The following is a 22,764-nucleotide window of genomic DNA, read 5'->3' as shown; positions in this document are numbered from 1 at the left end:
TATCATATTCTGGTTCAAGAGCAGAAGAGTAAGAAAAAACCTATTCCAAAAGACGGAATAGGTTATTTCTTCTTTATTTTACCTGACCATTTCTTAAAGCCACCTTTAAGTTGGTAAAGCTCTTTGTAGCCTTTTTTGCGAAGAAGTTGGGCTGCTCGTCCACTACGTACCGTGTTTTGGCAGTATAAGTAGACTGGTTTGTCAGGTCTGATTTCCGTTAATCGCTGTTTCATCTGGGATAATGGTATATTACGTGCCCCTAGAATATGACCCCCGTCAAATTCATTTGGCTCACGGACATCGATTAATTGTGCTTTACGATATCCTTCACGAAACTGTTCTTCAGTTAAGACAGTCATTATTTTTCGTTGATAGAAGTACGTGAAAACTCCATATGCTATAACTGCAGCTAAAACAATTAATAGTATTTCCAAAAACAATCTACTCCTTTTTTTCTATCTCTCATTTTCTATTATATTCGTGTAGCTATAAAGAATCAAAGGAATTCTCTGGAGTATTTGATTTTGAAAATCATTTTTGTTCTGATAGACTAAGGAAGGCAAATCTAATTTTAATCAAAGAGGGTTTCGTATGGAAAAAGAGATATGGAGATTTATTGATTCTGGCGATTGTTCGCCCGAATTTAATATGGCCTTAGATGAGGCTTTACTTGATTGGAATAGTGAGGGGAAAATACCACCTACTATCCGTTTTTATGGTTGGAATCCAGCAACGCTGTCAATTGGATATTTTCAAAAGGCTGAAAAGGAAATAGATCTAGAAGCAGTAAAGAAGTATGGACTAGGATTTGTAAGACGTCCTACCGGTGGAAGAGGAGTCCTTCATGATCAGGAGCTTACATATAGTGTAATTGTATCAGAAGATCATCCTGAAATGCCTCAATCGGTAACAGAGGCATATCGTGTAATTTCTGAGGGAATTCTACAAGGCTTTCGAAAACTAGGACTTGATGCATACTTTGCTGTACCTAGAACCGCTGAAGAGCGTGAAGGGCTGAAAAATCCAAGGTCTGCTGTTTGTTTTGACGCACCGTCTTGGTATGAGCTGGTTGTTGAGGGGAGAAAGGTAGCTGGTAGTGCACAAACAAGACAAAAGGGCGTCATACTACAGCACGGTTCAATCCTACTAGATATAGATGAGGATAAGTTATTTGACCTTTTTAAGTATCCTAGTGAAAGAGTAAGAGAAAGGATGCAACGAAATTTTAAAAGCAAGGCAGTTGCAATTAATGCATTGAGACAGAGCCCAGTTTCGATAGAAGAAGCAAAAAAAGCTTTTAAAGAGGGGTTTGAACAAGGTTTAAATATCATACTAGAGCCATATCAATTAACAGATGAAGAATTGAGATATGTTCATAATATTGCAGAAACAAGATACAAAAGTAATGAGTGGAATTTTAAAAGATGACGACTTTTTTAAGTCGTTTTTTCATGAACAAATAGTGTAAAGATTGATATTTCTAGGTTTTGGTTTAAAAAGAAAAAGGCAAGCGACAAAATTCATCAAAATAGATGAAAAATTTCAGTTTACCTAGAACTTCCTCTAGTATGCTTTATTTATTATACTATTTTCAGTTTGACAAAATAGATTTCACTTATCTAAAAATCAATATATAGTAGTGTCGAAAATTATTTAGGTACTATATATAGATTTTTGTGTTGTCTTTCATATAGATATATGATAACTTAATTTTATCATTAGAAAAATAACAGAATGAATTAATAGATTTAAAGGGAGATGTGGGAATGACTGTTGTGCTAGAAAAATTGAATATTAATGTTGAAAGGTTGAACCAGGATATACGCCTTTTTCCTCAAGTCCATCCAATTACGGAGGATATGAAGATTACTCATAAAGGTGTATCAAGGCTAGTTATGCTCGATCGGTATACTTTCAAGGATACTGAGAAGATTACGTTAGCTGAAGGAGACTTCGTTGTTCTTACGATTAAAGAAGATCCCAAGTTTCCTGCACGTGGTTTAGGTTTCATCGTTGACATCGATTGGGAGCAAAAGACCGCACAAGTACTTGTTGATGAAGAATATCGAGGTGTGTTGGACAAGCCCGAGGAGATTGAAACCGGAATTGTTAATCGTTCGCTTGATGTAATTGAGAAGCCACTTGAAATCTTCTATGAGCAAATTGCAAAGAGAAATGCGACTGGTTTAGCTTCAGTTGAAAAAACAGAGGAGAAGCGTCAGGAATGGTTTGAAAAGTTCTATCAAGAGCTTGTTAATCTAAACTTTATCCCGGCAGGACGTGTTCTCTACGGAGCAGGTGCTGAGACTGATGTAACGTACTTTAACTGTTACGTAATGCCGTATGTTCAGGACTCACGTGAGGGAATCTCAGAGCACCGAAAGCAAGTAATGGAAATCATGAGCCGTGGTGGTGGTGTAGGAACGAATGGTTCGACATTACGCCCACGAAACACATTAGCACGAGGTGTAAATGGTAAATCATCAGGTTCTGTTTCGTGGCTTGATGACATTGCAAAATTAACGCATCTAGTAGAGCAAGGTGGGTCTAGACGCGGAGCTCAAATGATTATGCTACAGTCTGATCACCCAGACATTATTGAATTCATTATTTCAAAGATGCAAAACCCTAGAATACTTCGATTCTTAATAGAAAATACAGAAGATGAGACGATTAAGAAATATGCTCAAGAAAAGCTAAAATTCTCACCATTTTCTGAGCAAGAAGTTCAGATGTATCAAGGTATTGTGAATTATAAACAGATACCTGGTTTAGGTGGATTTAGTGAGAAAATTATTAAAGATGCTGAGCAAAAATTAGTAACTGGTGGAACATATAGTGTTCATAACCCTGAGTTCTTAACAGGTGCAAACATCTCAGTTTGTATTACAAAGGATTTCATGGATGCTGTTGAAAATGATGGTATGTATGAACTGAGATTCCCAGATGTTGAAAGCTATGACCAAGAAGAGATGAAAATTTATAATGAAGAATGGCACAAGGTTGGGGACGTGCGTGAGTGGGAAAAACTAGGTCACAAAGTGCGTGTTTATCGAAAGATTAAAGCTAGAGACCTTTGGAACCTAATCAATATCTGTGCAACTTACGCAGCAGAACCAGGAATTTTCTTCATTGATAATGCGAATGACATGACTAACGCGCAAAGCTATGGTCAAAAGGTTGTTGCAACAAACCCGTGTGGTGAGCAACCGTTGGCACCATATTCAGTTTGTAACCTTGCCGCTGTTAACCTAGCTGAAATGGTTGATAAGGATACAAAAACTGTAAACTTTGAAAAACTTAAGCAAACAGTTGAAACAGGAATAAGAATGCAGGATAACGTTATTGATGCTACTCCTTATTTCCTTGAAGCGAATAAGAAACAAGCATTAGGTGAGCGCCGTGTTGGTCTTGGTGTAATGGGACTACATGACTTACTGATCTATTGTGAAACAGAGTATGGTTCAGAAGAAGGAAATCAGTTAGTTGATAAAGTGTTTGAAACAATTGCAACTACTGCATATCGTGCTTCTATCGAACTAGCAAAAGAAAAAGGAAGTTTTCCATTCTTAGAAGGTAATTCACCTGAGGAAGGAAATCGTATTAGAGAAGCACTTATAAACACTGGTTACATGCAAAAAATGCCAGAAGATATTAAAAATGGCATTATGGAATATGGAATTCGAAATTCACACTTATTAACTGTGGCTCCTACAGGCAGCACTGGGACCATGGTTGGCGTTTCTACAGGTTTAGAACCTTACTTCTCCTTCTCATATTTCAGAAGTGGACGTCTAGGTAAATTTATTGAAGTAAAAGCTGATATTGTTCAAGAGTATTTAGAACAACATCCAGAAGCAGATCCAAACAACCTACCAAACTGGTTTGTTTCTGCAATGGAGCTTAGCCCAGAGGCACACGCTGATGTTCAATGTGTGATCCAACGTTGGATTGATAGCTCAATCAGTAAAACTGTTAACGCACCGAGAGGCTACACTGTTTCTCAAGTAGAAGCTGTATATGAGCGCCTGTATAAAGGTGGAGCAAAAGGTGGAACTGTGTATGTAGACGGCAGCCGTGATGCGCAAGTTCTAACATTAAAGGCTGAGGAAAACACATTTGAGGACACTGATGTATCAACTGAAGAAGAGAAGCCAAAGAGCCGTGTCGTTCTTATGGATACAGTAATTGATTTACGTCAAACTGATGTAACAATCGGTTCTGAAGTAGGAGATACATGCCCAGTTTGTCGACAAGGTACAGTAGAAGACCTAGGTGGCTGTAACACATGTACTAACTGTGGTGCACAGCTAAAATGTGGATTGTAATATACGAACGCAAAGAAGGAATCGTAAAAGATTCCTTCTTTTTTTATGTTCAAAAATAAACACCATCTAAAATCGTACTAAATAGCTTTTTACAGGATTACAAATGTATAGAGGAAGTGTAAGAAATGGGAGGGGAATGGATGTTAGTTGATGGCGTCTTTTCAGGTGGGGGGATTAAGGGGTTTGCACTTATAGGTGCGTATCAAGCAATTGAAGCAAAGGGATTAGCCTTTAAAAGAGTTGCGGGTACCAGTGCGGGTTCATTGATCGCCGCTTTAATTTCTGCCGGTTATACCAGTACAGATATCATTGATCTGATGGAGGAACTAAACCTTAGTGACTTTTTAGATGAACGAAAAACTCCGCTAAATACAGCGTTGACAAAATGGCTTCTATTATATTGGAGACTTGGTTTATATAAAGGAGAAATGTTGGAAAAGTGGATTTATACGAAGCTTCGTGCAAAAGGAGTTGTAACGTTTCAAAACCTCCCACATGACTCTTTGAGAATCATTGCATCTGATTTAACAAATGGAAGAATCATTGTCTTACCAGATGATTTAGAACGGTATGGCATTAACCCTGCAACATTTCCTGTAGCGAGAGCCGTTCGAATGAGTTGCAGCCTTCCATACTTTTTTGAGCCTGTTCGTTTAAAGGATGTTCAAGGAAATACGATTGTAGTTGATGGGGGTGTATTATCTAATTTTCCAATTTGGTTGTTTGACGAGGAAAAGAAACTTAAAAAACGTCCTGTTCTTGGAATTAAGCTTAGTGGAGATAGTCAGCAACAGCAACGAAATAAAATAAACAACGCTATTGACCTATTTGGTGCGTTGTTTGAAACAATGAAAAATGCTCATGATGCGCGACATATTTCGAGGAGACATGAGAAAAATATCATTTTTATTCCGGTTGAAAGTGGTTTGACAACAGAGTTTGGGGTTTCGGAAGAAAAAAAACTGGAACTGATTGAATTAGGTAGAAAGCGGGCAGAAGCTTTTTTACGAACCTGGGGTTATTGATTTATTTAATGGGCTTGGCATTAACTTGTGGCCTTATTTTCCAAAGTAGTCGAAGCAGTACCTTTATTCAGCCGGAATCTGCAACCGGCTGAATAAAGTTAGAACAATGCTCTATTCTTCTTTTTTCCCTTTTTTCCTTCAATAACGGTTAAGTGTGTTGTATTGTTTTTTCGTTTTTTATAAATGGATGAGACATTTGACTTTTTTGAGGAGGCACCAGATGGTTTTTTATTGCCTATTTTCGTAATCTGAGATTTCCTCTGACTTCCAGCTTTAAAACGTCTTTTTGAAAGTTTGGCAGCGCGTAAATAAGCGGATTGATCTTTTCCTCCCATACGTCGACTAATCACAAACCTATATAGTAGATAGATAATACCTATGAATAGGAATATCATGCCTGCTTGCATGAGTAATGAACCTGGATTAGAAATAAGGGTGTATACAAAACCAAGTGCGCCTAATCCTAGTAAAATCATAACAACTATATTTGATTTCCGACGATTCATGAGAACACCTCCTGAAAGCTATTACTGTTATTGTATTATGAAGTGATGTCGTTGTTGCTCATATATTCAATTTAATTTATCGATAATTGTAAAAATCTTATATTATATATATTCTACAAGATAAGCTAATAACCCTCCATGTTACCGACATCAATTTATGAGAATTTTATTTTATTCACTTCATTTAAACAGTTACTATTCTATCCATCAATTTCCATTGCTACACATTTTTCCATGAATCTTTTTCAAATAGATTAGAAAAAGCTGGACATAATAGCAAATGGAGGTGTTACCAATGGTAGATGCTAAGAAAAAGGATCCTAACCTTGAACAAAACAAAAAAGAGGGCGAGATGTCCTTTCTTACAAAGGTTGTTGTCATTGGGTTGTTCGGAGGAATATTTTGGAGTTTACTGTCCTATTTAAGCTATGTCTTTCATTTTACCGAAATTAGTCCAAATCTCGTTCTAAAACCATGGATTCTTGGTGAATGGAAAAATCGGGTTTTAGGCCAATTTATCGGGGTATTTGTGATAGGTATTATTTCAATTGGTGTAGCACTTTTATATTATGCATTTTTAAAAAAGTTTCAGTCTATTTGGGTCGGTGCAGCATTTGGTATTGCTTTATGGGTTATTGTATTTTATGTGTTAAATCCAATCTTCCCAGATATTAAAACAGTCGCTGAATTAAAAAGAAATACAGTGATTACTACTATATGCTTTTATGTCCTTTATGGTGTATTTATAGGGTATTCCATTTCATTTGAAGAAAATGAAATGAACACTACAAAGCATGCTGTATCCACAAATGAGTAGGTAAAATAGGAATAGTTATGATAGAATGTTCTTGTTCGAACATTCTATTTTTAAGTGAGTGTTCAAATAGGAGGATGAAAAGGACCAAGAAGAAGTTCGAGGCGGCGAAGTTTTGAGTACCGGAACGTATGCATTTAATACGTGAGGAACGGAAAAGCAAGCCAACGAAGAAATTCGAAGTGTCATTTTCACCAGACTTTTTGAACTTCTACTTTAAAGGAGTTTTAAATATGAAAAAAATACTCCTAATCAACGGGCCAAACTTAAATAGACTCGGGATGCGGGAGCCACATATATACGGAAGTGTTACGCTTGCGGATGTGGAGGAAAATGTAACAAAGTTTGCAGAAAGTAAAGGTGCAAATTTGGTTTGTTTTCAATCCAATCATGAGGGTGCCATCATTGATGCGATCCATGATGCAGAAGGGGAATACGACGGGATAGTAATGAATCCTGGTGCATTTACCCATTATAGCTACGCGATTCGAGATGCGATAGCAGGGATTACAGTACCAGTGGTCGAAATACATATTTCAAATATTCATACTCGTGAAGAATTTAGACACACGTCTGTAATAGCTCCTGTTACGATTGGTCAAATTGTGGGATTGGGTGTTTACGGTTACACTCTAGCACTTTTAGCGATTCTAGAACATTTGGGGGGAAACTAGATGAGTAAATTAGAGAAATTACGTGAAAGTTTTTCGGATTATGGTATTAATGGTTTATTGGTTACAAATAGCTATAACAGAAGGTACATAACGAATTTTACAGGCACAGCTGGAGTAGCACTTATATCAGAAGATAGCGCCATTTTTATTACGGATTTCCGATATGTTGAACAAGCTAGTGAGCAAGTTAAAGAGTTTGAAATTGTGCAGCATTCAGGTCCAATTCTTGAAGAAGTAGCAAAACAAGCTGAAAAAATGGGGATAACAAAGCTAGGATTTGAACAGGATGACCTTACATTCTCTACATATTCTGCTTACGAAAGTGTAGTAAAGGCAGAGCTTGTCCCAGTATCTGGCGCGATTGAAAAGTTACGCTTGATTAAGTCAGAATCAGAGATTAAGATATTAAAGGAAGCAACGGAGATAGCTGACGCTGCCTTTACACATATTCTAAATGTGATCCGACCTGGTATCACTGAAATAGAAGTATCCACTGAGTTAGAATTCTTTATGCGTAAACAAGGAGCTGTATCTTCTTCTTTCGATACGATTGTGGCATCTGGCATTCGCTCTGCATTACCACACGGTGTTGCAAGTGAGAAAGTGATCGAAACAGGAGATTTTGTAACACTTGATTTTGGTGCATATTATAAAGGATATTGTTCTGATATAACACGTACAGTAGCTGTTGGTAACCCAAGTGATGAGCTTAAAAACATTTACAATATCGTCTTAGAAGCACAGTTACGCGGTATGGCTGGCATTAAGGCAGGTATTACAGGTAAAGAAGCGGATGCCCTAACACGTGATTATATTACGGAAAAAGGCTACGGTGAGTATTTCGGACATTCTACAGGACATGGTCTAGGAATGGAAGTTCATGAGCAACCATCATTATCTGTACGTTCAGATACAGTGCTTGAACCAGGAATGATTGTTACGGTTGAACCAGGAATTTACATAGCAGGATTAGGTGGCGTAAGAATTGAAGATGATACAATTGTCACAAAAGATGGCAATGAGTCTCTTTCTTTCTCTACAAAAGAGTTAATTATTCTATAGACATTGGTTTGTCGGATATCTTAATTCACTGGGATTCAAACCCAAACTGAATTAAGGTAAAGCCTCAGACGGGTGCCTCGATTCTAGCTTAGGTTTAAAGACTATGATTACCACTTCCCTTGGGAACGTCTTTGTCTTTGTGACCCACATCGTGTGGGGCTAAAAAAATCGGGAGTAACAACGCCAAGGCGCATTTGATTTTAGGAGGAAACAATAGATGATTTCAGTTAACGATTTTCGTACAGGTTTGACAATTGAGGTAGACGGTGGAATCTGGAGAGTAATGGATTTCCAACACGTTAAGCCAGGTAAAGGTGCAGCGTTTGTACGTTCAAAGCTACGTAATCTACGTACTGGTGCGGTTCAGGAAAAAACGTTCCGCGCAGGTGAAAAAGTAGCGAAAGCACAAATTGAAAACCGCAGAATGCAGTATTTATATGCAAGCGGTGACCAACATGTATTCATGGACAATGAATCATATGAGCAAATCGAACTTCCAGCATCAACGATTGAATATGAGTTAAAGTTCTTGAAAGAAAACATGGAAGTGCATATCATGATGTTCGGAAATGAAACACTTGGTGTTGAGCTTCCAAACACTGTTGAACTTAAGGTTGCTGAAACAGAGCCTGGTATAAAAGGTGACACAGCTTCAGGCGGTACAAAACCAGCAATTCTTGAAACAGGTTTAAGCGTACAAGTTCCATTCTTCATTAATGAAGGAGACGTATTAATCATTAATACAACAGAAGCATCTTATGTGTCTCGTGCCTAATTGTTAGCATGTAGAACCCACTTTTTGGTGGGTTCTTTTTTTGTGGGGAAATTTAATTGAAATAAGACATGAACAATGAGAAATGCTTAGCGGTAGATGTTCGAGGAAAGCCTAGCATGTCCCACAAGAAGAGTCTAGCCGTACATGCTGGAGAAGAAAAAGGGGTAGCATGTCTTGCAAGAAGAGTCTAGCCATACATGTTGGATGAGAAAAAAAGAGGTAGCATGACCCGCAAGAAGAGTCTAACCGTACATGCTGGATGAGAAAAAGGGTAGCATGTTCCGCAAGAAGGGTCTAGCCATACAAGCTGGAGCAGAAAAAGGGATAGCATGTCCTGCAAGAAGGGTCTAGCCATACAAGCTGGAGCAGAAAAAAGGATAGCATGTCCCATAAGAAGGGCTTAGCCGTACAAGCTCGAGCAGAAAAAGGCTAAGCATGTCCGAAAAGAGTCTAGCTCTAACTATCAACATGTTTAAAAAAGTAGAGAGATTAAAAAACGCCTAACCCGTACTACCCCCGTTTCACATTATCCATATCCCAAAATCAATACCTCACTCCACTCCTCACCAAAATTTAATTCAAATTTTCCCATTCTGAATTTCTTTGAACAAGCATAGGTTGTACAAAAGAAAATTTATAGGTGGAGGAAATTATGAAACGATTTTTTTCGACGTTTGATTCATCTGTTTTGACAATGGCGGGTTTGCGAATCCTATCCGGATGTCTCGAAATCACGGCAGCCATTTTAATGCTTGTATTTAATGATGTGAAAAAGGCGTTAGCGGTAAATGCTTCGCTTGCGATTGTGGGACCTCTTATTTTGATTGCTACTATGTCAATTGGGCTTATTGGACTCGCTGATCAGCTTTCATATTCTAAGCTACTCTTCATTGGGCTTGGTGTTGGTTTTATTTTGTATGGGATCTTCCGTTAGAAATAAGATGAGTAGGCATAAAGTGTCCAAGCCTGCATACATTGAATTATGAGAGTTAATGTGAGGAGTTTACTATATGAAAGAAATACTCGATGTACTACCAAAATCGATCGCAACCATAATAGCTAAGTATCCTCCAGAGCGAACCGAAAATATGGAAGAAATTCGAATACGAGTGTCCAGGCCACTTGAAATTATTGAAAATGGCTTACCCATTTTTCATAGTTATACTATTTCTAGTGAAGATGCCATTCAACTCCTTAATAAGCTGGGTCAATACTCTATCTATACATTAGAGGAGGAGCTTAAGCGGGGGTATGTTACCATTCAGGGCGGGCATCGTGTTGGACTAGCTGGGAAAGTCATCACAGAAAATGGAAAGGTGAAAGCAATAAGGGACGTGACCTCCTTCAATATTCGGATAGCCAAGCAAAAAATTGGGGTTGCTACACCACTTGCAACTCATCTATATGATTCCTATTGGAAGAATACAATCATTATTGGCCCGCCTCAAACAGGAAAAACGACCTTGCTACGTGATCTCGCAAGACTTATTAGTACAGGGGTTGAAGCTCGAGGAATACCTGCTATGAAGGTTGGAATTGTAGATGAACGTTCAGAAATTGCCGGTTGTGTGAAGGGGGTACCACAGGCTTCCTTAGGTCCTAGAGTCGATGTACTGGATGCTTGTCCAAAGGCAGAAGGCATGATGATGATGATTCGTTCGATGAGTCCGGACGTGCTAATTGTAGATGAGATTGGTAGAGAAGAAGATAGCCAAGCTATCATGGAGGCTGTGAATGCTGGTGTTAGCCTTATAGTAACCGCTCATGGACACCAGGTTTCAGACCTCTTAAAGCGACCGTCACTTGAACGAATTGTTAAAGCTGGAGTTATTGAGAGATTTGTAGAGCTATCACGGACAAAAGGCCCAGGCACGATTAAGTCCATTCTCGGTCCAACTGGAAAGCAACTTTTATCAAAAGTGAGCGTGACGTAAATGATAAAGATCATTGGAGCCGTTTTAATTTTACTCGCGACAACTTGGATAGGGTTTGAGGCGGCACGGAAGTTAAGTGAACGTCCCCGACAGTTAAGAATGCTAAAGACAGCTCTACAATCACTTGAAGCTGAAATTATGTATGGACATGTTCCTCTAATTGATGTTGCCACCCATCTGTCTAGGCAAATACCTAAGCCGGTTTCTTACTTTTTTGAGAACTTTGCGAAGAGGCTACAGACAGGGGAGGTAAGTGTAAAGGTTGCTTGGGATGAAAGTTTACAGGAGGTGTCCAAGCTAACAGCTTTTCACAAGGGAGAAATTGAAATTCTCCAACAGTTTGGTGAGACGCTTGGACAGCATGATCGAACCTCACAACAGAAACATATTTTATTAGCACTTACACACCTTGAACGGGAAGAAAATGAAGCCAGAGAGAGACAATATCGCTATGAAAAAATGGTGAAAAGCTTAGGCTTTTTATCAGGTTTATTAGTAGTCATTTTATTGATTTAGGGGGAGAAGAGGCAAATGGGAGTGGATGTAAATATTATTTTTCAAATAGCCGGTGTAGGAATTGTGGTTGCTTTCCTCCATACAATCCTAGATCAGATGGGTAAAAAGGAATACGCCCAATGGGTAACTCTGCTGGGCTTCATATATATCTTGTTCATGGTTGCAACAATTGTAGAGGATCTTTTTAAAAAGATTAAAGCAGTGTTCCTCTTTCAGGGCTAAGGAGGGGATGAGCGATTGAGATTATACAAATCGTTGGATTAGGTTTAATTGGAACCTTTCTAGCACTCATTGTAAAAGAACAAAAACCAACCTTTGCCTTTATGCTTGTCGTTTTTATTGGCTGTGTGATTTTTCTGTTTTTAGTTGGGGAAATATCAGATATTATTCGAATGCTTGAGAAGGTTGCCATCAATGCAAATGTGAACACAGTGTATGTGGAAACCATTCTTAAAATTATCGGAATTGCATACATAGCTGAATTTGGAGCACAGATTACAAAAGATGCAGGTCAAGGGTCGATTGCCTCAAAGATTGAACTCGGAGGAAAAATATTAATTTTAGCAATGGCAATTCCAATTTTAACAGTTCTAATCGAAACCATTATTGGACTAATTCCAAGTTAAATCTAAATGAAGTCGTTTACTATGGGGGTGATTGGCGTGAATGGTACTAAGAGATTTACATTCTTTATTCTTTTTCTTTTCTTTTTTTCCTTACCTCAAATTGTACAAGCCTCACCCTCACAACAACAACAACAAGATGTTATCGAGAATCAAATTCAAGATCAAGTTGAGGAGCAGCTAGAAACCCTCGGAATCGACGAGGTGAAACAATATTGGGATGAGATTGTCACGGAATATGGAGGATATTTACCAGAAAGTCAAAAGGGTAGTTTACTAGATTTCATCCGTGGTGAGAAAGAGCTCTCACTAAAAGAATGGCTGCTTGGACTTGTTAAATTTGTATTCCATGAAGTAATCGCAAACGGAAAACTCCTAAGTACCCTCATCATGCTCACCGTTTTCAGTATGTTTCTACAAACACTTCAAAATTCATTTGAAAAGAGTACAGTCAGTAAGGTTGCGTATTCAATTGTATATATGGTGTTGATTATTATTGCGTTAAATAGCTTTCGTGTTGCGATTATGTACACAGAGGAAGCCATTCAAACGATGATCAGCTTTTTATTAGCACTTGTACCATTATTACTAGCATTGGTAGCATCCTCAGGTGGAATTGCGTCAGCTGCCTTTTTCCACCCCCTGATTTTATTTTTAATGAATACAAGTGGTCTGCTCATTCAATATATCGTTTTACCGCTATTGTTTATGTCAGCTCTACTCAGTATTGTAAGTACCCTAAGTGAGCAGTACAAGGTTACGCAGCTCGCAAAACTATTACGAAATGTCAGTATTGGAATTATAGGGGTCTTTCTTACCATTTTTCTCGGGGTTATTTCAGTTCAGGGGACGACAACAGCAATAGCGGATGGGATTACAATCCGAACAGCTAAGTTTATTACGGGGAATTTCATACCAGTCGTTGGTCGGATGTTTACAGATGCAACTGATACTGTCATCAGCGCATCTGTCATTTTGAAAAACACAGTTGGTATATTTGGGGTTGTAATTCTACTCTTAATTGCCGCATTTCCAGCTATTAAGGTACTGTCCTTAGCTATTATCTATAAGCTTGCAGCAGCACTTCTTCAACCACTTGGAGGGGGGCCTGTGATAGCCTGCTTAGACATTATTAGTAAAAGTGTCGTTTATATTTTTGCAGCATTAGCCATTGTATCACTTATGTTTTTCCTAAGTATAACGGTCATTATTGCTGCAGGAAACTTAACGTTAATGGTTAGATAACCTTTAGTAGATTTGGCCAAGGAGGTGAGGACATCTGAGTTTCATAGCAGAATGGGTTACAAATATTATTCTATTTATTTTACTTGCAACGATTGTGGACATGCTGTTGCCAAGTTCAAGTATGAAAAAATACGTAAAAATGGTAACGGGGTTGTTATTGATATTGATTATCCTAACTCCTTTGTTCTCCCTATTTAATTCAGATCTAGACCAAGCCTTGCTAAATATGAACTTAAAACCAGTTCAAAGCGAAAAAAATCTAGAAAATTTAATAGATTTGAAGAAAAAAGAAATACAAGCCTCACATCGTGCATATATTTTAGAAACAATGGCTGTCCAATTGAAATCAGAAGTAGAAGAGGAGTTGGTGCAAAAGCAATATGACCTAACTGTTCAAGAAGTGAATGTATTCCTTTCAAGTACAGTTGACAATGAGGAGACTGTTACTTTAGATGACATTCAGTCAATTCAGGTGGTGTTATCAGAAGAGACAGCCGAGCCTGATGATGTCCCAGTAGTTAAACCTGTTGAGATTGATACCTCCAAACAGACTGAACCAGTGTACAAACAAGTGGATCAGACCAACATTAAAGCAATTACAAACTCATTAGCTACGAAATGGGAAATTGACTCAGAAAAAATTGTAGTCTCTGTGGAAGGGGGGAAATAGTCGCAGATGGATAAAAACAAAGGAATTTTGAACACCATCAAAGGAATGTTCTCTGGGTCGAAAGATGAACCACCTGATAAGAAGGGGAACAAAAAGAAGAACCAATATTTCTTACTTTTATTGGCAGTTGGAATAGCCTTTATGTTAATAAGTAACCTGTTTTCTGGTGACAAACCAACATCTTCTGTAATGACAGCTTCATCCTCAGATGCAAGTGCCGAAGAGGAGCCTACGTTTGGTCATAAAAAGGATGAGCTAACGATGGCTATCTCCGAGTACGAAGATCGTTATGAAAACGAGCTTAAAGAAGCACTAGAGGCCATAGCTGGAGTAGAGGATGTCATTGTAACAGTAAGTGTAGATGCCACCGAAACAAAGGTGCTCGAAAAAAACACCGTAACCCAGAGTCAAATCACGAATGAAGAGGATCGGGACGGTGGAAAAAGACAAGTTGAGGATGTAACGAAGGATGAACAAGTTGTTATCATTCGAAGTGGTGATTCAGAAACTCCAATTATCTTAAAAATTGAAAAGCCAGACATACGGAGCGTTCTAATCGTCGCTAAGGGTGTTGAAAATGCAAAAATAAAACAAATGGTGGTTGAGGCTGTTACAAAGGGATTTGATGTTCCAAATCATAAAGTGGCAGTAGTACCAAGGAAAACAAAGGGGGATTCATAAATGTTATTGAAAAAGCAAACTGTATGGTTATTAACAATGTTAAGTCTAGTTGTTGTGTTATCGGTCTATTATATTACAACTCCGGAAAACAACAATGGAGATCTAGCAATGCAGCAGGAAGAGGAAAAAGAAACTCAAAATGAAAATGTAGAAGAAACAGCTACAGAAAACAAAAATGAAGATGGCAAAAGTGAAGGCGAAGGCTCAAGTGTAACAGTTGAAGAAGATGAAGAAGGAAATGTGATTTCTTCTGTTTCAAGTGACGATATGTTTGCAGCATTACGTTTGGAAATTGACGAGCAACGCAGCAAATTAAGAAGTACACTAGAAGAGCAAACTGCATCAAAGGATTTAACAGCTGACCAAAAGAACCAGGCATATGAAGACTTAAAGAATCTAGAAGATATTGAATCAAAAGAGAAAATCATCGAAATGCTAATCAAAGGCAATAACTACGAAGATGCATTGGTACGTGTAGAAGGTGACAAAATTAAGATTACAGTTAAATCGAAAGAGAGCTCTAAGCAAGCAGCAAATGAAATTCTACGTCTTGTTCGCAGCGAGTTAGGCGACCTTCAAAATGTTGCTGTACAATTTCAATTAACTGAAGAAGAAAGCGAATAATGATTTGTAAAGCATGGCTCAAAAAGCCGTGCTTTCTTCGTTCTTTTCCTTTATTTTCCAACATTATAGCTCAACACAATCTTCTGCCTCATTTTTTTTATTTTCTTTAATCCCTCCAATACTAATCAATATAGGGTATAATTCTTATGAAACGTATACAATTTTTACTAGTTTTTGATAGTTATTTACGTAAAAATGACATCGCTTTCAATAAAAAATCTCCACAATATATTGAAAAGATGGATTTAAGTATCGTATCATATTAGTATGTGGTACTAATACTAGCAATAAAATGAAGTTCTCACATTGAACTATTTCTGTAAAATACAAGGAGTGTAACCAATGATTAAAATTCAAGAGCTACGTGAACTTATTAAGTTAGTAGATCAATCCAATATTGATGAGTTTACATTTGAAAGTGAAGGTTCTAAGATAAAAATGAAGAAGCAAAAAGAAACAATTGTTGAAACAGTTGTTCAAAACAAGGTACAGGCACAGCCGGCTGTTCCAACTGTTACTGAGGTTGCTCAGAATGCGGTACAACAAACACAACCACAAGCACAGGCAAAAGTAGCTGAGCCAGTTGTAGCAGAAACACCTGCAGTTGATGAAAACTTACATAAAATTGTTTCACCGATGGTAGGAACTTTTTATGCTTCACCATCACCAGATGCAAGTGCATATGTTCAAAAAGGTGATAAAGTTAAAGAAGATTCAGTTGTTTGTATCGTAGAAGCAATGAAACTATTTAACGAAATTGAAGCAGAAGTAAATGGAGAAATTGTTGAAATATTGGTTGAAAATGGACAACTTGTGGAGTATGGTCAACCATTATTCCTCGTAAAAGCATAAAGTTTGTTCAAAAAAAGGACTGCGTCCATAAGTCTTGTTGACACAAGAACTTCCAGTGCGTAGGCCTTGCAGCTCTCGCGTTCCGTAGCATATAAAGTTTTATACGTAATGAACGCAGAAACAGGCCAACGCGCTTCCTAAGGATGTGGTAACTTCGACGTTTCATACAGGTGTCGGCATGTAGTTGAAGTTCCACTCTTGATGTGTCATATTCGGCCGACTTTTTGAACATCACATAAAGTAAGGAGCGACCTCATGTTAAAAAAAGTATTAATAGCCAATCGTGGAGAAATAGCAGTTCGTATCATTCGAGCTTGTAAGGAGCTCGGAATTGAAACAGTAGCTGTTTTCTCTGAAGCAGACCGTGAGTCACTTCATGTTCAATTAGCAGATGAAGCATACTGCATTGGACCGAAATCTTCTAAAGACAGCTATTTAAATTTCACAAATATTATTAGTGTTGCAAAGCTTACAGGAAGCGAAGGAATTCATCCAGGATACGGCTTCTTAGCTGAGAATGCAGATTTCGCAGAGTTATGCCGTGAAGTAAACATTACATTTATTGGCCCAAGCCCTGAGGCAATCAATAAAATGGGGACTAAGGATGTTGCGCGTGAAACGATGAGGGAAGCGGGTGTTCCGGTTGTTCCTGGCTCCAAGGGGATTATCAAGGATGCTGATGAAGCAATTACGTTAGCTAATGAAATGGGTTATCCTGTTATCATTAAAGCAACTGCTGGAGGCGGCGGAAAAGGGATTCGTGTCGCGAAGGATGAAGAAGAATTAGTTAAAGGTATTAATATAACTCAGCAGGAAGCAGCAACTGCATTCGGTAACCCAGGTGTATATATTGAAAAATATATTCAAGATTTTCGCCATGTTGAAATACAAGTATTAGCAGATAACCATGGTAATGTGATACATTTAGGTGAAAGAGATTGCTCTATTCAACGTCGTTTGCAAAAGCTAGTAGAAGAGACACCATCACCAGCACTAAATGAAGGTACAAGACAAAAGATGGGCGAAGCAGCTGTAAAAGCAGCACAAGCCGTTTCATACTCTGGTGCAGGTACGATTGAATTTATTTATGATCATGTAAATGATCAATTCTATTTCATGGAAATGAATACAAGAATTCAGGTTGAGCATCCGGTAACCGAAATGGTAACAGGCGTGGACTTAATCAAAGAACAGATTAAAGTTGCGTCAGGCGAGACGCTTTCGTTAAGTCAAAGTGATGTGACGTTCAACGGATGGTCAATTGAATGCCGAATCAATGCAGAAAATCCAGAGAAGAATTTTATGCCTTCTCCTGGTAAAATAGAAATGTACCTACCACCAGGAGGTCTAGGTGTTAGAGTTGATTCAGCAGCATATCCTGGTTATACAATCCCACCATATTATGATTCAATGATTGCAAAGCTTATTACATATGGTGCGACAAGGGAAGAAGCAATTGCTAGAATGAGACGTGCACTAAGTGAGTTTGTGATTGAGGGTGTACACACGACAATTCCGTTCCACCTAAAGCTAATGAATCATGAAAAATTTGTTGGCGGAGACTTCAACACAAAATTTCTTGAATTATATGAGGTAATGAAGTAGTACGTTCAAGTACGCTTTGGCGTATTTGCGCCCGATTTTTTCGAGCTTGCTCGGACGTTCCATTAAAAATTGTGGCATCCGCCGGAGGCTTACTTTTATTCAGATGGGATTCGGACCCCATCTGAATTACTTATAGAGCATTCAACTACCACATATAGAAGTGGGAACTGAATAAAATTAAATGTAGGAGGTGCTTGCTAATGGCAGCTGAAACGAATCTATTGGAGATGAATCAAGGTAATAACGGTCTAGGCAAGGTTGAGATTGCACCAGAAGTTATTGAAGTTATCGCGGGTATTGCTTCTTCAGAAGTTGAAGGAGTTGCGCAGATGAGAGGCAATTTTGCTTCTGGAGTAGTTGAAAGACTTGGTAAGAAAAACCATGGTAAAGGTGTTAAGGTTGAACTAACAGAAACTGGTATTATCGTTGATGTATTCTGTGTGATGAACTTTGGCGTTTCGATTCCTAACGTTGCTCGTCAAATTCAAGACAATGTTCGTCAGGCTTTATTAAATATGACAGCACTAGATGCGAATGAAGTAAATATCCATGTAGTCGGAGTTTTATTAGAGTCTCAGAAGACAGAAGTTCAAGTCGACCAAGAACTATAATGAAAAGTGAGTCTGATGGCAAACGCTGTCAGACTTTTTTTTCTTGTTTAGGAAATTATAAAGTTCTTGAACAGTGGAAAGATATTTCGACACCTAGTTCCAGCGCCAAGCCCCTCGAGGTGCCCTTGTCGGACTTGCACAGGACAAGGAAAGCTTCGACAGCATATCATCGCACGAAGAAAATGCATAGCAATTTCGAGGAAGTGCTGACGTCCCCGTTTGCGCAGGACGTGGCAGTCTTTAGTGGACGTTCACTTTCGAGGCGCTAGGACTTTTGTTTTTTTATTACGGATTTTTTTTATTTTAAAATAAAGTTATGATATTATCATGATAATGGATAGAACTATATATAAAGAACAAGTAAAGTTTTATATACATAAAGGAGTAATACTATGAAGAGACGTACAGCAAGACAAAAAGCTCTGCAATCGTTGTTTCAAATTGATGTAAGTGAAAGTGATCCAAAAGAAGCTATTGAAAATGTACTTGAAGAAGAGTCGACAAATCCTTTCTTGGAGCAACTTGTACATGGAGTTGTCGAGCAAAAAGAAGACATTGATGCCATTTTACGGGATCATTTGGAGAAATGGAATCTTGAAAGATTAGCAAATGTAGACCGCTCTATTTTACGTATTGCCGTCTATGAAATGAAATACATTGAGGAAATTCCTATTAAAGTTAGTATTGATGAAGCAATCGAACTTGCAAAGGAATTTGGAGATGACAGTTCAAGCCGTTTCGTAAATGCAATTCTTTCAAAGGTCAAAGATACATTATTGCAGTAGTTTTTAGTGAAATTGAAGGACTAATAAAACGATAGAATATGAACATAGGAAATCAGGGGAGAGTGTAAGAGAATGGCAGCAGAAATTATTAGTGGAAAAGAATTAGCACAAACGAAGCGAAATGAGATTGCGGCCGAGGTAGAGAAATTAGCAAATGACGGTATTGTACCAGGTTTAGCTGTATTATTAGTTGGAAATAATCCAGCTTCACGTTCTTATGTAAAAGGAAAAGAGAAAGCTTGTAAGGAAACTGGAATTCACTCCGTACTGCTGGAATATCCAGACACAATTACGGAGGAATCTTTACTACAAGAGATTGAGCGTTTAAATCAGGATTCCTCTATCCATGGAATCCTTGTTCAATTACCATTGCCAGCAGCTATAAATGAAACAGCGGTAATTGAGAAGATCTCTCCAGAAAAAGATGTCGATGGATTCCACCCAATTAATATTGGCAGAATGATGACTGGACAAGACTCCTTTTTACCATGTACTCCGTTTGGAATTATTGAAATGGTAAAATCCAAACAAATTCCGATTGATGGTAAGCATGTTGTGGTTGTAGGTAGAAGTAATATTGTCGGTAAACCAGTAGGGCAGCTATTTCTTAAAGAAAATGCAACTGTGACATACTGTCACTCAAGGACTAAGAATCTTAAAGAAATGACACTTCAAGCAGATATTCTAGTAGCTGCTGTTGGGAAAGCCAACTTTATTCCAGCGGATTATATTAAAGAAGGTGCAGCTGTAATTGATGTTGGCGTTAATCGCCTTGAAACCACCGGTAAGCTAGTTGGGGATGTTATATTTGAAGAGGCTAAAGAAAAGGCAAGCTACATAACACCAGTACCTGGTGGAGTTGGACCTATGACAATTACAATGCTCCTTCACAATACCGTTCAATCTGCTAAGAATTTTGCCCTTCTTTCAAGGAAGTAGGGATCAATAGAAATGGACCAAAATCGTTATTTAACCGTTACGGCGTTAACGAAATATATTAAACGAAAATTTGATGCAGACCCACACCTTCAAGATATATGGGTGAAGGGAGAAATATCAAACTTTAAAGCTCATAGCCGTGGACATATGTATTTTACAATAAAGGATCAACAAGCTAGAATCCAATCCGTGATGTTTGCAGGTTATAACAAAGATTTGAAGTTTACTCCTGAAAACGGAATGAAGGTATTGGTTCGTGGTGAGGTTACAGTATTTGAGTCTAATGGTAATTACCAACTGTACGTAAAAGAAATGCAACCTGATGGAATCGGAAATTTATACTTAGCTTATGAAGAGCTAAAGAAACGGTTAGAGGCAGAAGGGCTTTTTTCAGATCGTTATAAAAAACCAATTCCTAAAATTCCTCAATATATTGGGATTGTAACATCTCCTACAGGTGCAGCGATTCGGGATATTATTACGACAATTAGACGAAGATATCCGATTGCTAAGGTAATTGTATTTCCTGCTCTTGTTCAAGGTGTAAATGCCGGACCATCAGTAGCTAAAGCGATTGAAAAAGCAAATGATTTCGGTGACATTGATGTGCTAATTGTGGGCCGTGGTGGCGGTTCAATTGAAGAGCTGTGGGCATTTAATGAAGAACAAGTAGCTAGAGCAATATTTCAATCGAGGGTACCGGTCATTTCAGCTGTTGGTCATGAAACAGACATAACGATTGCTGATTTTGTATCTGACTTACGTGCACCCACACCAACAGGAGCAGCTGAGTTAGCGGTACCGCATATAGCTGAGCTATCAGAGCGTTTATTGGTAAGACATACTCGGTTATTACGTGCCTTAAAGGAAAAACTTGCTCAAGATACAAAAAGATTAGATACATTAAAGAAATCATATGCCTTTCGTTTCCCAAAAAACCTCTATGATCAGAAAGAACAACAATTAGATCGATTAGTTGATCGCTTAGGAAGAGAAGGAGCAATGGTGATTGCCCGTAAGCGAGAAGAATTCCAAAAGCTTAGCGTACGGTTACAACATAACCATCCGAAAGAGAAACTAATACAAGCGAAACAAAAGCAGGATTTAAATACTAAGATGTTAGTAAAGGAATTTTCACAAATACTTAAACATAAACAATTTGAGTTTTCATCTGTGGTATCAAAGCTTGAGGCACTAAGTCCACTTAAAATAATGGAACGTGGATACAGTCTGGTATATGACGATGAAACCCGTTTAGTTAAAAGTGTAAACCAGGTAGAACAGGGGAATCGCATTAAAGTTAAGCTAACAGATGGTCAGCTTGATTGTGAAGTTATAGATATAGAGGAGAGACAATAAATGAGTGAAGAAAAGGTGTTATCCTTTGAAGAAGCAATGGAGCAGCTTGAACATATTGTAGGCCGCCTTGAAGAAGGGGATGTTCCTTTAGAGAAAGCAATCTCCTATTTCCAAGAGGGAATGAAGCTTTCAAAGCTATGCCACGATAAGCTTCAGCATGTTGAAAAGCAAATGGAACAAATTTTGCGAGAAGATGGCGAGCTTGAGCCGTTTACGATTCAGGAGGAAGAATAGTGGGCCCAACTGATGTAGAGCAATTTATTAACATTCAAAAACAAAAAGTTGAGGAACTACTTCCATCTTATATCTCTGACATGACAGCTCCTCAAATACTAAAAGATGCGATGAGATATTCCCTTGAAGCAGGCGGGAAAAGAATTCGTCCAGTTTTGTTACTGGGTACACTTCATTCTTTTGGAAAAGAAGAGAGTATAGGATTACCTGTTGCATGTGCGATTGAAATGATTCACACATACTCTCTTATCCATGATGATTTACCGAGTATGGATGATGATGATCTACGAAGAGGAAAGCCTACGAACCATAAAGTCTTTGGTGAAGCAGTTGCCATTCTCGCAGGAGATGGGCTTTTAACACATAGCTTCCAAGTAATTTCTGAAGGCTTAGATGATACTATTTCTCCTGTGACAAAGCTAAAGCTAATTACAGAGTTAGCGAAAGCTTCTGGTTCTGAAGGGATGGTTGGTGGTCAAGTTGCTGATATGCAAGGTGAAGGCAAGGTATTAAAATTGGATGAATTGGAATATATTCACCGTAATAAAACCGGTAAATTGTTGGCTTATAGTGTAATTGCAGGAGCCATTCTTGCAAATGCTACTAATGAGCAAATCGACAAACTAACTCAATTTGCCCATCATTTAGGTTTAGCCTTTCAGATTAGAGATGATATTTTAGACATAGAGGGCACTGAGGTTGTGCTTGGTAAGCCGGTTGGTAGTGATACAGGAAATAATAAAAATACATATCCGGCCCTTTTAACTCTTGAAGGTGCAAAGGAAAAATTAACTTTTCATGTAGATGAAGCTCGGCGGTTTTTATATAGTGTTGAATTAAAACATGATATACTAGACCATATGTGCACTTTAATCGCATCTAGAGATCATTAAAAATACCTG

The 22,764-nt window shown here is 38.2% G+C and carries 26 protein-coding genes; 24 read left to right on the top strand and 2 right to left on the bottom strand.

Annotation, left to right across the window (positions count from 1 at the left end; translation table 11 throughout):
- Nucleotides 1–62 precede the first annotated feature (62 nt).
- Nucleotides 63–434 carry a rhodanese-like domain-containing protein gene (locus ACWNMY_RS03615; RefSeq protein ID WP_449536920.1) on the bottom strand — a complete coding sequence of 124 codons (372 nt, stop codon included), beginning with the start codon at nucleotides 432–434 and terminating at the stop codon, nucleotides 63–65.
- Between the two features lie 157 nt (nucleotides 435–591).
- On the opposite strand from ACWNMY_RS03615, the gene ACWNMY_RS03610 reads away from it, so the two are divergent.
- The 3 genes from ACWNMY_RS03610 to ACWNMY_RS03600 all read left to right on the top strand — a co-directional run bounded on the left by ACWNMY_RS03610 (nucleotide 592) and on the right by ACWNMY_RS03600 (nucleotide 5,353).
- Complete coding sequence (locus tag ACWNMY_RS03610) at nucleotides 592–1,428, top strand: lipoate--protein ligase family protein (protein ID WP_449536919.1); 837 nt, start codon at nucleotides 592–594, stop codon at nucleotides 1,426–1,428.
- 338 nt (nucleotides 1,429–1,766) lie between these two features.
- Nucleotides 1,767–4,328, top strand: coding sequence for a vitamin B12-dependent ribonucleotide reductase (locus ACWNMY_RS03605; RefSeq protein WP_449536918.1), 2,562 nt, complete (start codon nucleotides 1,767–1,769; stop codon nucleotides 4,326–4,328).
- Nucleotides 4,329–4,468: 140 nt separating this feature from the next.
- Nucleotides 4,469–5,353: a patatin-like phospholipase family protein gene (locus tag ACWNMY_RS03600; protein WP_449536917.1), complete on the top strand. Its 885-nt coding sequence runs from the start codon at nucleotides 4,469–4,471 to the stop codon at nucleotides 5,351–5,353.
- A gap of 98 nt (nucleotides 5,354–5,451) precedes the next feature.
- Here ACWNMY_RS03600 and ACWNMY_RS03595 read toward each other — a convergent pair whose 3' ends face one another.
- Entirely contained in the window at nucleotides 5,452–5,859 is a 408-nt protein-coding gene (locus tag ACWNMY_RS03595) for an SA1362 family protein (protein ID WP_449536916.1), read from the bottom strand.
- A 295-nt stretch (nucleotides 5,860–6,154) separates the two neighbouring features.
- Between ACWNMY_RS03595 and ACWNMY_RS03590 the strand changes: the two genes are divergently transcribed.
- From ACWNMY_RS03590 to ACWNMY_RS03490, 21 genes are all read left to right on the top strand, one after another.
- Nucleotides 6,155–6,676, top strand: coding sequence for a YqhR family membrane protein (locus tag ACWNMY_RS03590; protein WP_449536915.1), 522 nt, complete (start codon nucleotides 6,155–6,157; stop codon nucleotides 6,674–6,676).
- Nucleotides 6,677–6,906: 230 nt separating this feature from the next.
- Nucleotides 6,907–7,347 (top strand): type II 3-dehydroquinate dehydratase, encoded by a 441-nt coding sequence (gene aroQ, locus ACWNMY_RS03585; protein WP_449536914.1) that lies wholly within the window; start codon nucleotides 6,907–6,909, stop codon nucleotides 7,345–7,347.
- Complete coding sequence (gene pepQ / locus ACWNMY_RS03580; protein WP_449536913.1) at nucleotides 7,348–8,409, top strand: Xaa-Pro dipeptidase; 1,062 nt, start codon at nucleotides 7,348–7,350, stop codon at nucleotides 8,407–8,409.
- A 217-nt stretch (nucleotides 8,410–8,626) separates the two neighbouring features.
- Nucleotides 8,627–9,184 carry an elongation factor P gene (efp, locus tag ACWNMY_RS03575; RefSeq protein ID WP_449536912.1) on the top strand — a complete coding sequence of 186 codons (558 nt, stop codon included), beginning with the start codon at nucleotides 8,627–8,629 and terminating at the stop codon, nucleotides 9,182–9,184.
- Nucleotides 9,185–9,836: 652 nt separating this feature from the next.
- On the top strand, nucleotides 9,837–10,118 hold the full coding sequence (locus tag ACWNMY_RS03570) for a YqhV family protein (RefSeq protein WP_449536911.1): 282 nt from the start codon (nucleotides 9,837–9,839) through the stop codon (nucleotides 10,116–10,118).
- A gap of 76 nt (nucleotides 10,119–10,194) precedes the next feature.
- Nucleotides 10,195–11,118, top strand: coding sequence for a stage III sporulation protein AA (gene spoIIIAA, locus ACWNMY_RS03565; RefSeq protein WP_449536910.1), 924 nt, complete (start codon nucleotides 10,195–10,197; stop codon nucleotides 11,116–11,118).
- Entirely contained in the window at nucleotides 11,119–11,634 is a 516-nt protein-coding gene (spoIIIAB, locus tag ACWNMY_RS03560) for a stage III sporulation protein SpoIIIAB (protein ID WP_449536909.1), read from the top strand.
- 15 nt (nucleotides 11,635–11,649) lie between these two features.
- Nucleotides 11,650–11,856, top strand: coding sequence for a stage III sporulation protein AC (spoIIIAC, locus tag ACWNMY_RS03555; protein WP_010284588.1), 207 nt, complete (start codon nucleotides 11,650–11,652; stop codon nucleotides 11,854–11,856).
- 14 nt (nucleotides 11,857–11,870) lie between these two features.
- Nucleotides 11,871–12,260 (top strand): stage III sporulation protein AD, encoded by a 390-nt coding sequence (spoIIIAD, locus tag ACWNMY_RS03550; RefSeq protein WP_083849220.1) that lies wholly within the window; start codon nucleotides 11,871–11,873, stop codon nucleotides 12,258–12,260.
- A gap of 36 nt (nucleotides 12,261–12,296) precedes the next feature.
- A complete protein-coding gene (spoIIIAE, locus tag ACWNMY_RS03545; RefSeq protein WP_449536908.1) occupies nucleotides 12,297–13,502 on the top strand; it encodes a stage III sporulation protein AE in 1,206 nt (401 codons plus the stop codon).
- A 34-nt stretch (nucleotides 13,503–13,536) separates the two neighbouring features.
- Complete coding sequence (gene spoIIIAF, locus ACWNMY_RS03540; protein ID WP_449538377.1) at nucleotides 13,537–14,172, top strand: stage III sporulation protein AF; 636 nt, start codon at nucleotides 13,537–13,539, stop codon at nucleotides 14,170–14,172.
- 6 nt (nucleotides 14,173–14,178) lie between these two features.
- The gene (gene spoIIIAG, locus ACWNMY_RS03535; RefSeq protein ID WP_449536907.1) at nucleotides 14,179–14,853 is read left to right on the top strand and encodes a stage III sporulation protein AG; all 675 of its coding nucleotides are present in this window, start codon (nucleotides 14,179–14,181) and stop codon (nucleotides 14,851–14,853) included.
- Nucleotides 14,854–15,477 (top strand): SpoIIIAH-like family protein, encoded by a 624-nt coding sequence (locus tag ACWNMY_RS03530; protein WP_449536906.1) that lies wholly within the window; start codon nucleotides 14,854–14,856, stop codon nucleotides 15,475–15,477.
- A 342-nt stretch (nucleotides 15,478–15,819) separates the two neighbouring features.
- The gene (accB, locus tag ACWNMY_RS03525) at nucleotides 15,820–16,329 is read left to right on the top strand and encodes an acetyl-CoA carboxylase biotin carboxyl carrier protein (protein ID WP_449536905.1); all 510 of its coding nucleotides are present in this window, start codon (nucleotides 15,820–15,822) and stop codon (nucleotides 16,327–16,329) included.
- A 255-nt stretch (nucleotides 16,330–16,584) separates the two neighbouring features.
- On the top strand, nucleotides 16,585–17,934 hold the full coding sequence (accC, locus tag ACWNMY_RS03520; RefSeq protein WP_449536904.1) for an acetyl-CoA carboxylase biotin carboxylase subunit: 1,350 nt from the start codon (nucleotides 16,585–16,587) through the stop codon (nucleotides 17,932–17,934).
- Between the two features lie 200 nt (nucleotides 17,935–18,134).
- Nucleotides 18,135–18,545: an Asp23/Gls24 family envelope stress response protein gene (locus tag ACWNMY_RS03515; RefSeq protein WP_449536903.1), complete on the top strand. Its 411-nt coding sequence runs from the start codon at nucleotides 18,135–18,137 to the stop codon at nucleotides 18,543–18,545.
- 392 nt (nucleotides 18,546–18,937) lie between these two features.
- Nucleotides 18,938–19,330 carry a transcription antitermination factor NusB gene (nusB, locus tag ACWNMY_RS03510; protein ID WP_449536902.1) on the top strand — a complete coding sequence of 131 codons (393 nt, stop codon included), beginning with the start codon at nucleotides 18,938–18,940 and terminating at the stop codon, nucleotides 19,328–19,330.
- A 72-nt stretch (nucleotides 19,331–19,402) separates the two neighbouring features.
- Entirely contained in the window at nucleotides 19,403–20,269 is an 867-nt protein-coding gene (folD, locus tag ACWNMY_RS03505; RefSeq protein WP_449536901.1) for a bifunctional methylenetetrahydrofolate dehydrogenase/methenyltetrahydrofolate cyclohydrolase FolD, read from the top strand.
- Nucleotides 20,270–20,281: 12 nt separating this feature from the next.
- Complete coding sequence (gene xseA, locus ACWNMY_RS03500) at nucleotides 20,282–21,628, top strand: exodeoxyribonuclease VII large subunit (protein WP_449536900.1); 1,347 nt, start codon at nucleotides 20,282–20,284, stop codon at nucleotides 21,626–21,628.
- On the top strand, nucleotides 21,629–21,862 hold the full coding sequence (locus ACWNMY_RS03495) for an exodeoxyribonuclease VII small subunit (RefSeq protein ID WP_449536899.1): 234 nt from the start codon (nucleotides 21,629–21,631) through the stop codon (nucleotides 21,860–21,862).
- Nucleotides 21,862–22,755, top strand: a complete 894-nt coding sequence (locus ACWNMY_RS03490) for a polyprenyl synthetase family protein (RefSeq protein ID WP_449536898.1) — start codon at nucleotides 21,862–21,864, stop codon at nucleotides 22,753–22,755. Before ACWNMY_RS03495 ends, ACWNMY_RS03490 begins: the two co-directional genes overlap by 1 nt.
- Nucleotides 22,756–22,764 lie beyond the last annotated feature (9 nt).

The sequence above is a fragment of the Ferdinandcohnia sp. Marseille-Q9671 genome, assembly GCF_976954385.1.
The sequence above is the reverse complement of the archived record's forward strand: the minus strand, read 5'-3'. Positions and strand labels throughout refer to the sequence as shown.

Coding starts and splice junctions, on each gene's coding strand:
- ACWNMY_RS03610 (WP_449536919.1), top strand. CDS start 592: ATGGAAAAAGAGATATGGAGATTTATTGATTCTGGCGATTGTTCGCCC.
- ACWNMY_RS03605 (WP_449536918.1), top strand. CDS start 1,767: ATGACTGTTGTGCTAGAAAAATTGAATATTAATGTTGAAAGGTTGAAC.
- ACWNMY_RS03600 (WP_449536917.1), top strand. CDS start 4,469: ATGTTAGTTGATGGCGTCTTTTCAGGTGGGGGGATTAAGGGGTTTGCA.
- ACWNMY_RS03595 (WP_449536916.1), bottom strand. CDS start 5,859: ATGAATCGTCGGAAATCAAATATAGTTGTTATGATTTTACTAGGATTA.
- ACWNMY_RS03590 (WP_449536915.1), top strand. CDS start 6,155: ATGGTAGATGCTAAGAAAAAGGATCCTAACCTTGAACAAAACAAAAAA.
- aroQ (WP_449536914.1), top strand. CDS start 6,907: ATGAAAAAAATACTCCTAATCAACGGGCCAAACTTAAATAGACTCGGG.
- pepQ (WP_449536913.1), top strand. CDS start 7,348: ATGAGTAAATTAGAGAAATTACGTGAAAGTTTTTCGGATTATGGTATT.
- efp (WP_449536912.1), top strand. CDS start 8,627: ATGATTTCAGTTAACGATTTTCGTACAGGTTTGACAATTGAGGTAGAC.
- ACWNMY_RS03570 (WP_449536911.1), top strand. CDS start 9,837: ATGAAACGATTTTTTTCGACGTTTGATTCATCTGTTTTGACAATGGCG.
- spoIIIAA (WP_449536910.1), top strand. CDS start 10,195: ATGAAAGAAATACTCGATGTACTACCAAAATCGATCGCAACCATAATA.
- spoIIIAB (WP_449536909.1), top strand. CDS start 11,119: ATGATAAAGATCATTGGAGCCGTTTTAATTTTACTCGCGACAACTTGG.
- spoIIIAC (WP_010284588.1), top strand. CDS start 11,650: ATGGGAGTGGATGTAAATATTATTTTTCAAATAGCCGGTGTAGGAATT.
- spoIIIAG (WP_449536907.1), top strand. CDS start 14,179: ATGGATAAAAACAAAGGAATTTTGAACACCATCAAAGGAATGTTCTCT.
- ACWNMY_RS03530 (WP_449536906.1), top strand. CDS start 14,854: ATGTTATTGAAAAAGCAAACTGTATGGTTATTAACAATGTTAAGTCTA.
- accB (WP_449536905.1), top strand. CDS start 15,820: ATGATTAAAATTCAAGAGCTACGTGAACTTATTAAGTTAGTAGATCAA.
- accC (WP_449536904.1), top strand. CDS start 16,585: ATGTTAAAAAAAGTATTAATAGCCAATCGTGGAGAAATAGCAGTTCGT.
- ACWNMY_RS03515 (WP_449536903.1), top strand. CDS start 18,135: ATGGCAGCTGAAACGAATCTATTGGAGATGAATCAAGGTAATAACGGT.
- nusB (WP_449536902.1), top strand. CDS start 18,938: ATGAAGAGACGTACAGCAAGACAAAAAGCTCTGCAATCGTTGTTTCAA.
- folD (WP_449536901.1), top strand. CDS start 19,403: ATGGCAGCAGAAATTATTAGTGGAAAAGAATTAGCACAAACGAAGCGA.
- xseA (WP_449536900.1), top strand. CDS start 20,282: ATGGACCAAAATCGTTATTTAACCGTTACGGCGTTAACGAAATATATT.
- ACWNMY_RS03495 (WP_449536899.1), top strand. CDS start 21,629: ATGAGTGAAGAAAAGGTGTTATCCTTTGAAGAAGCAATGGAGCAGCTT.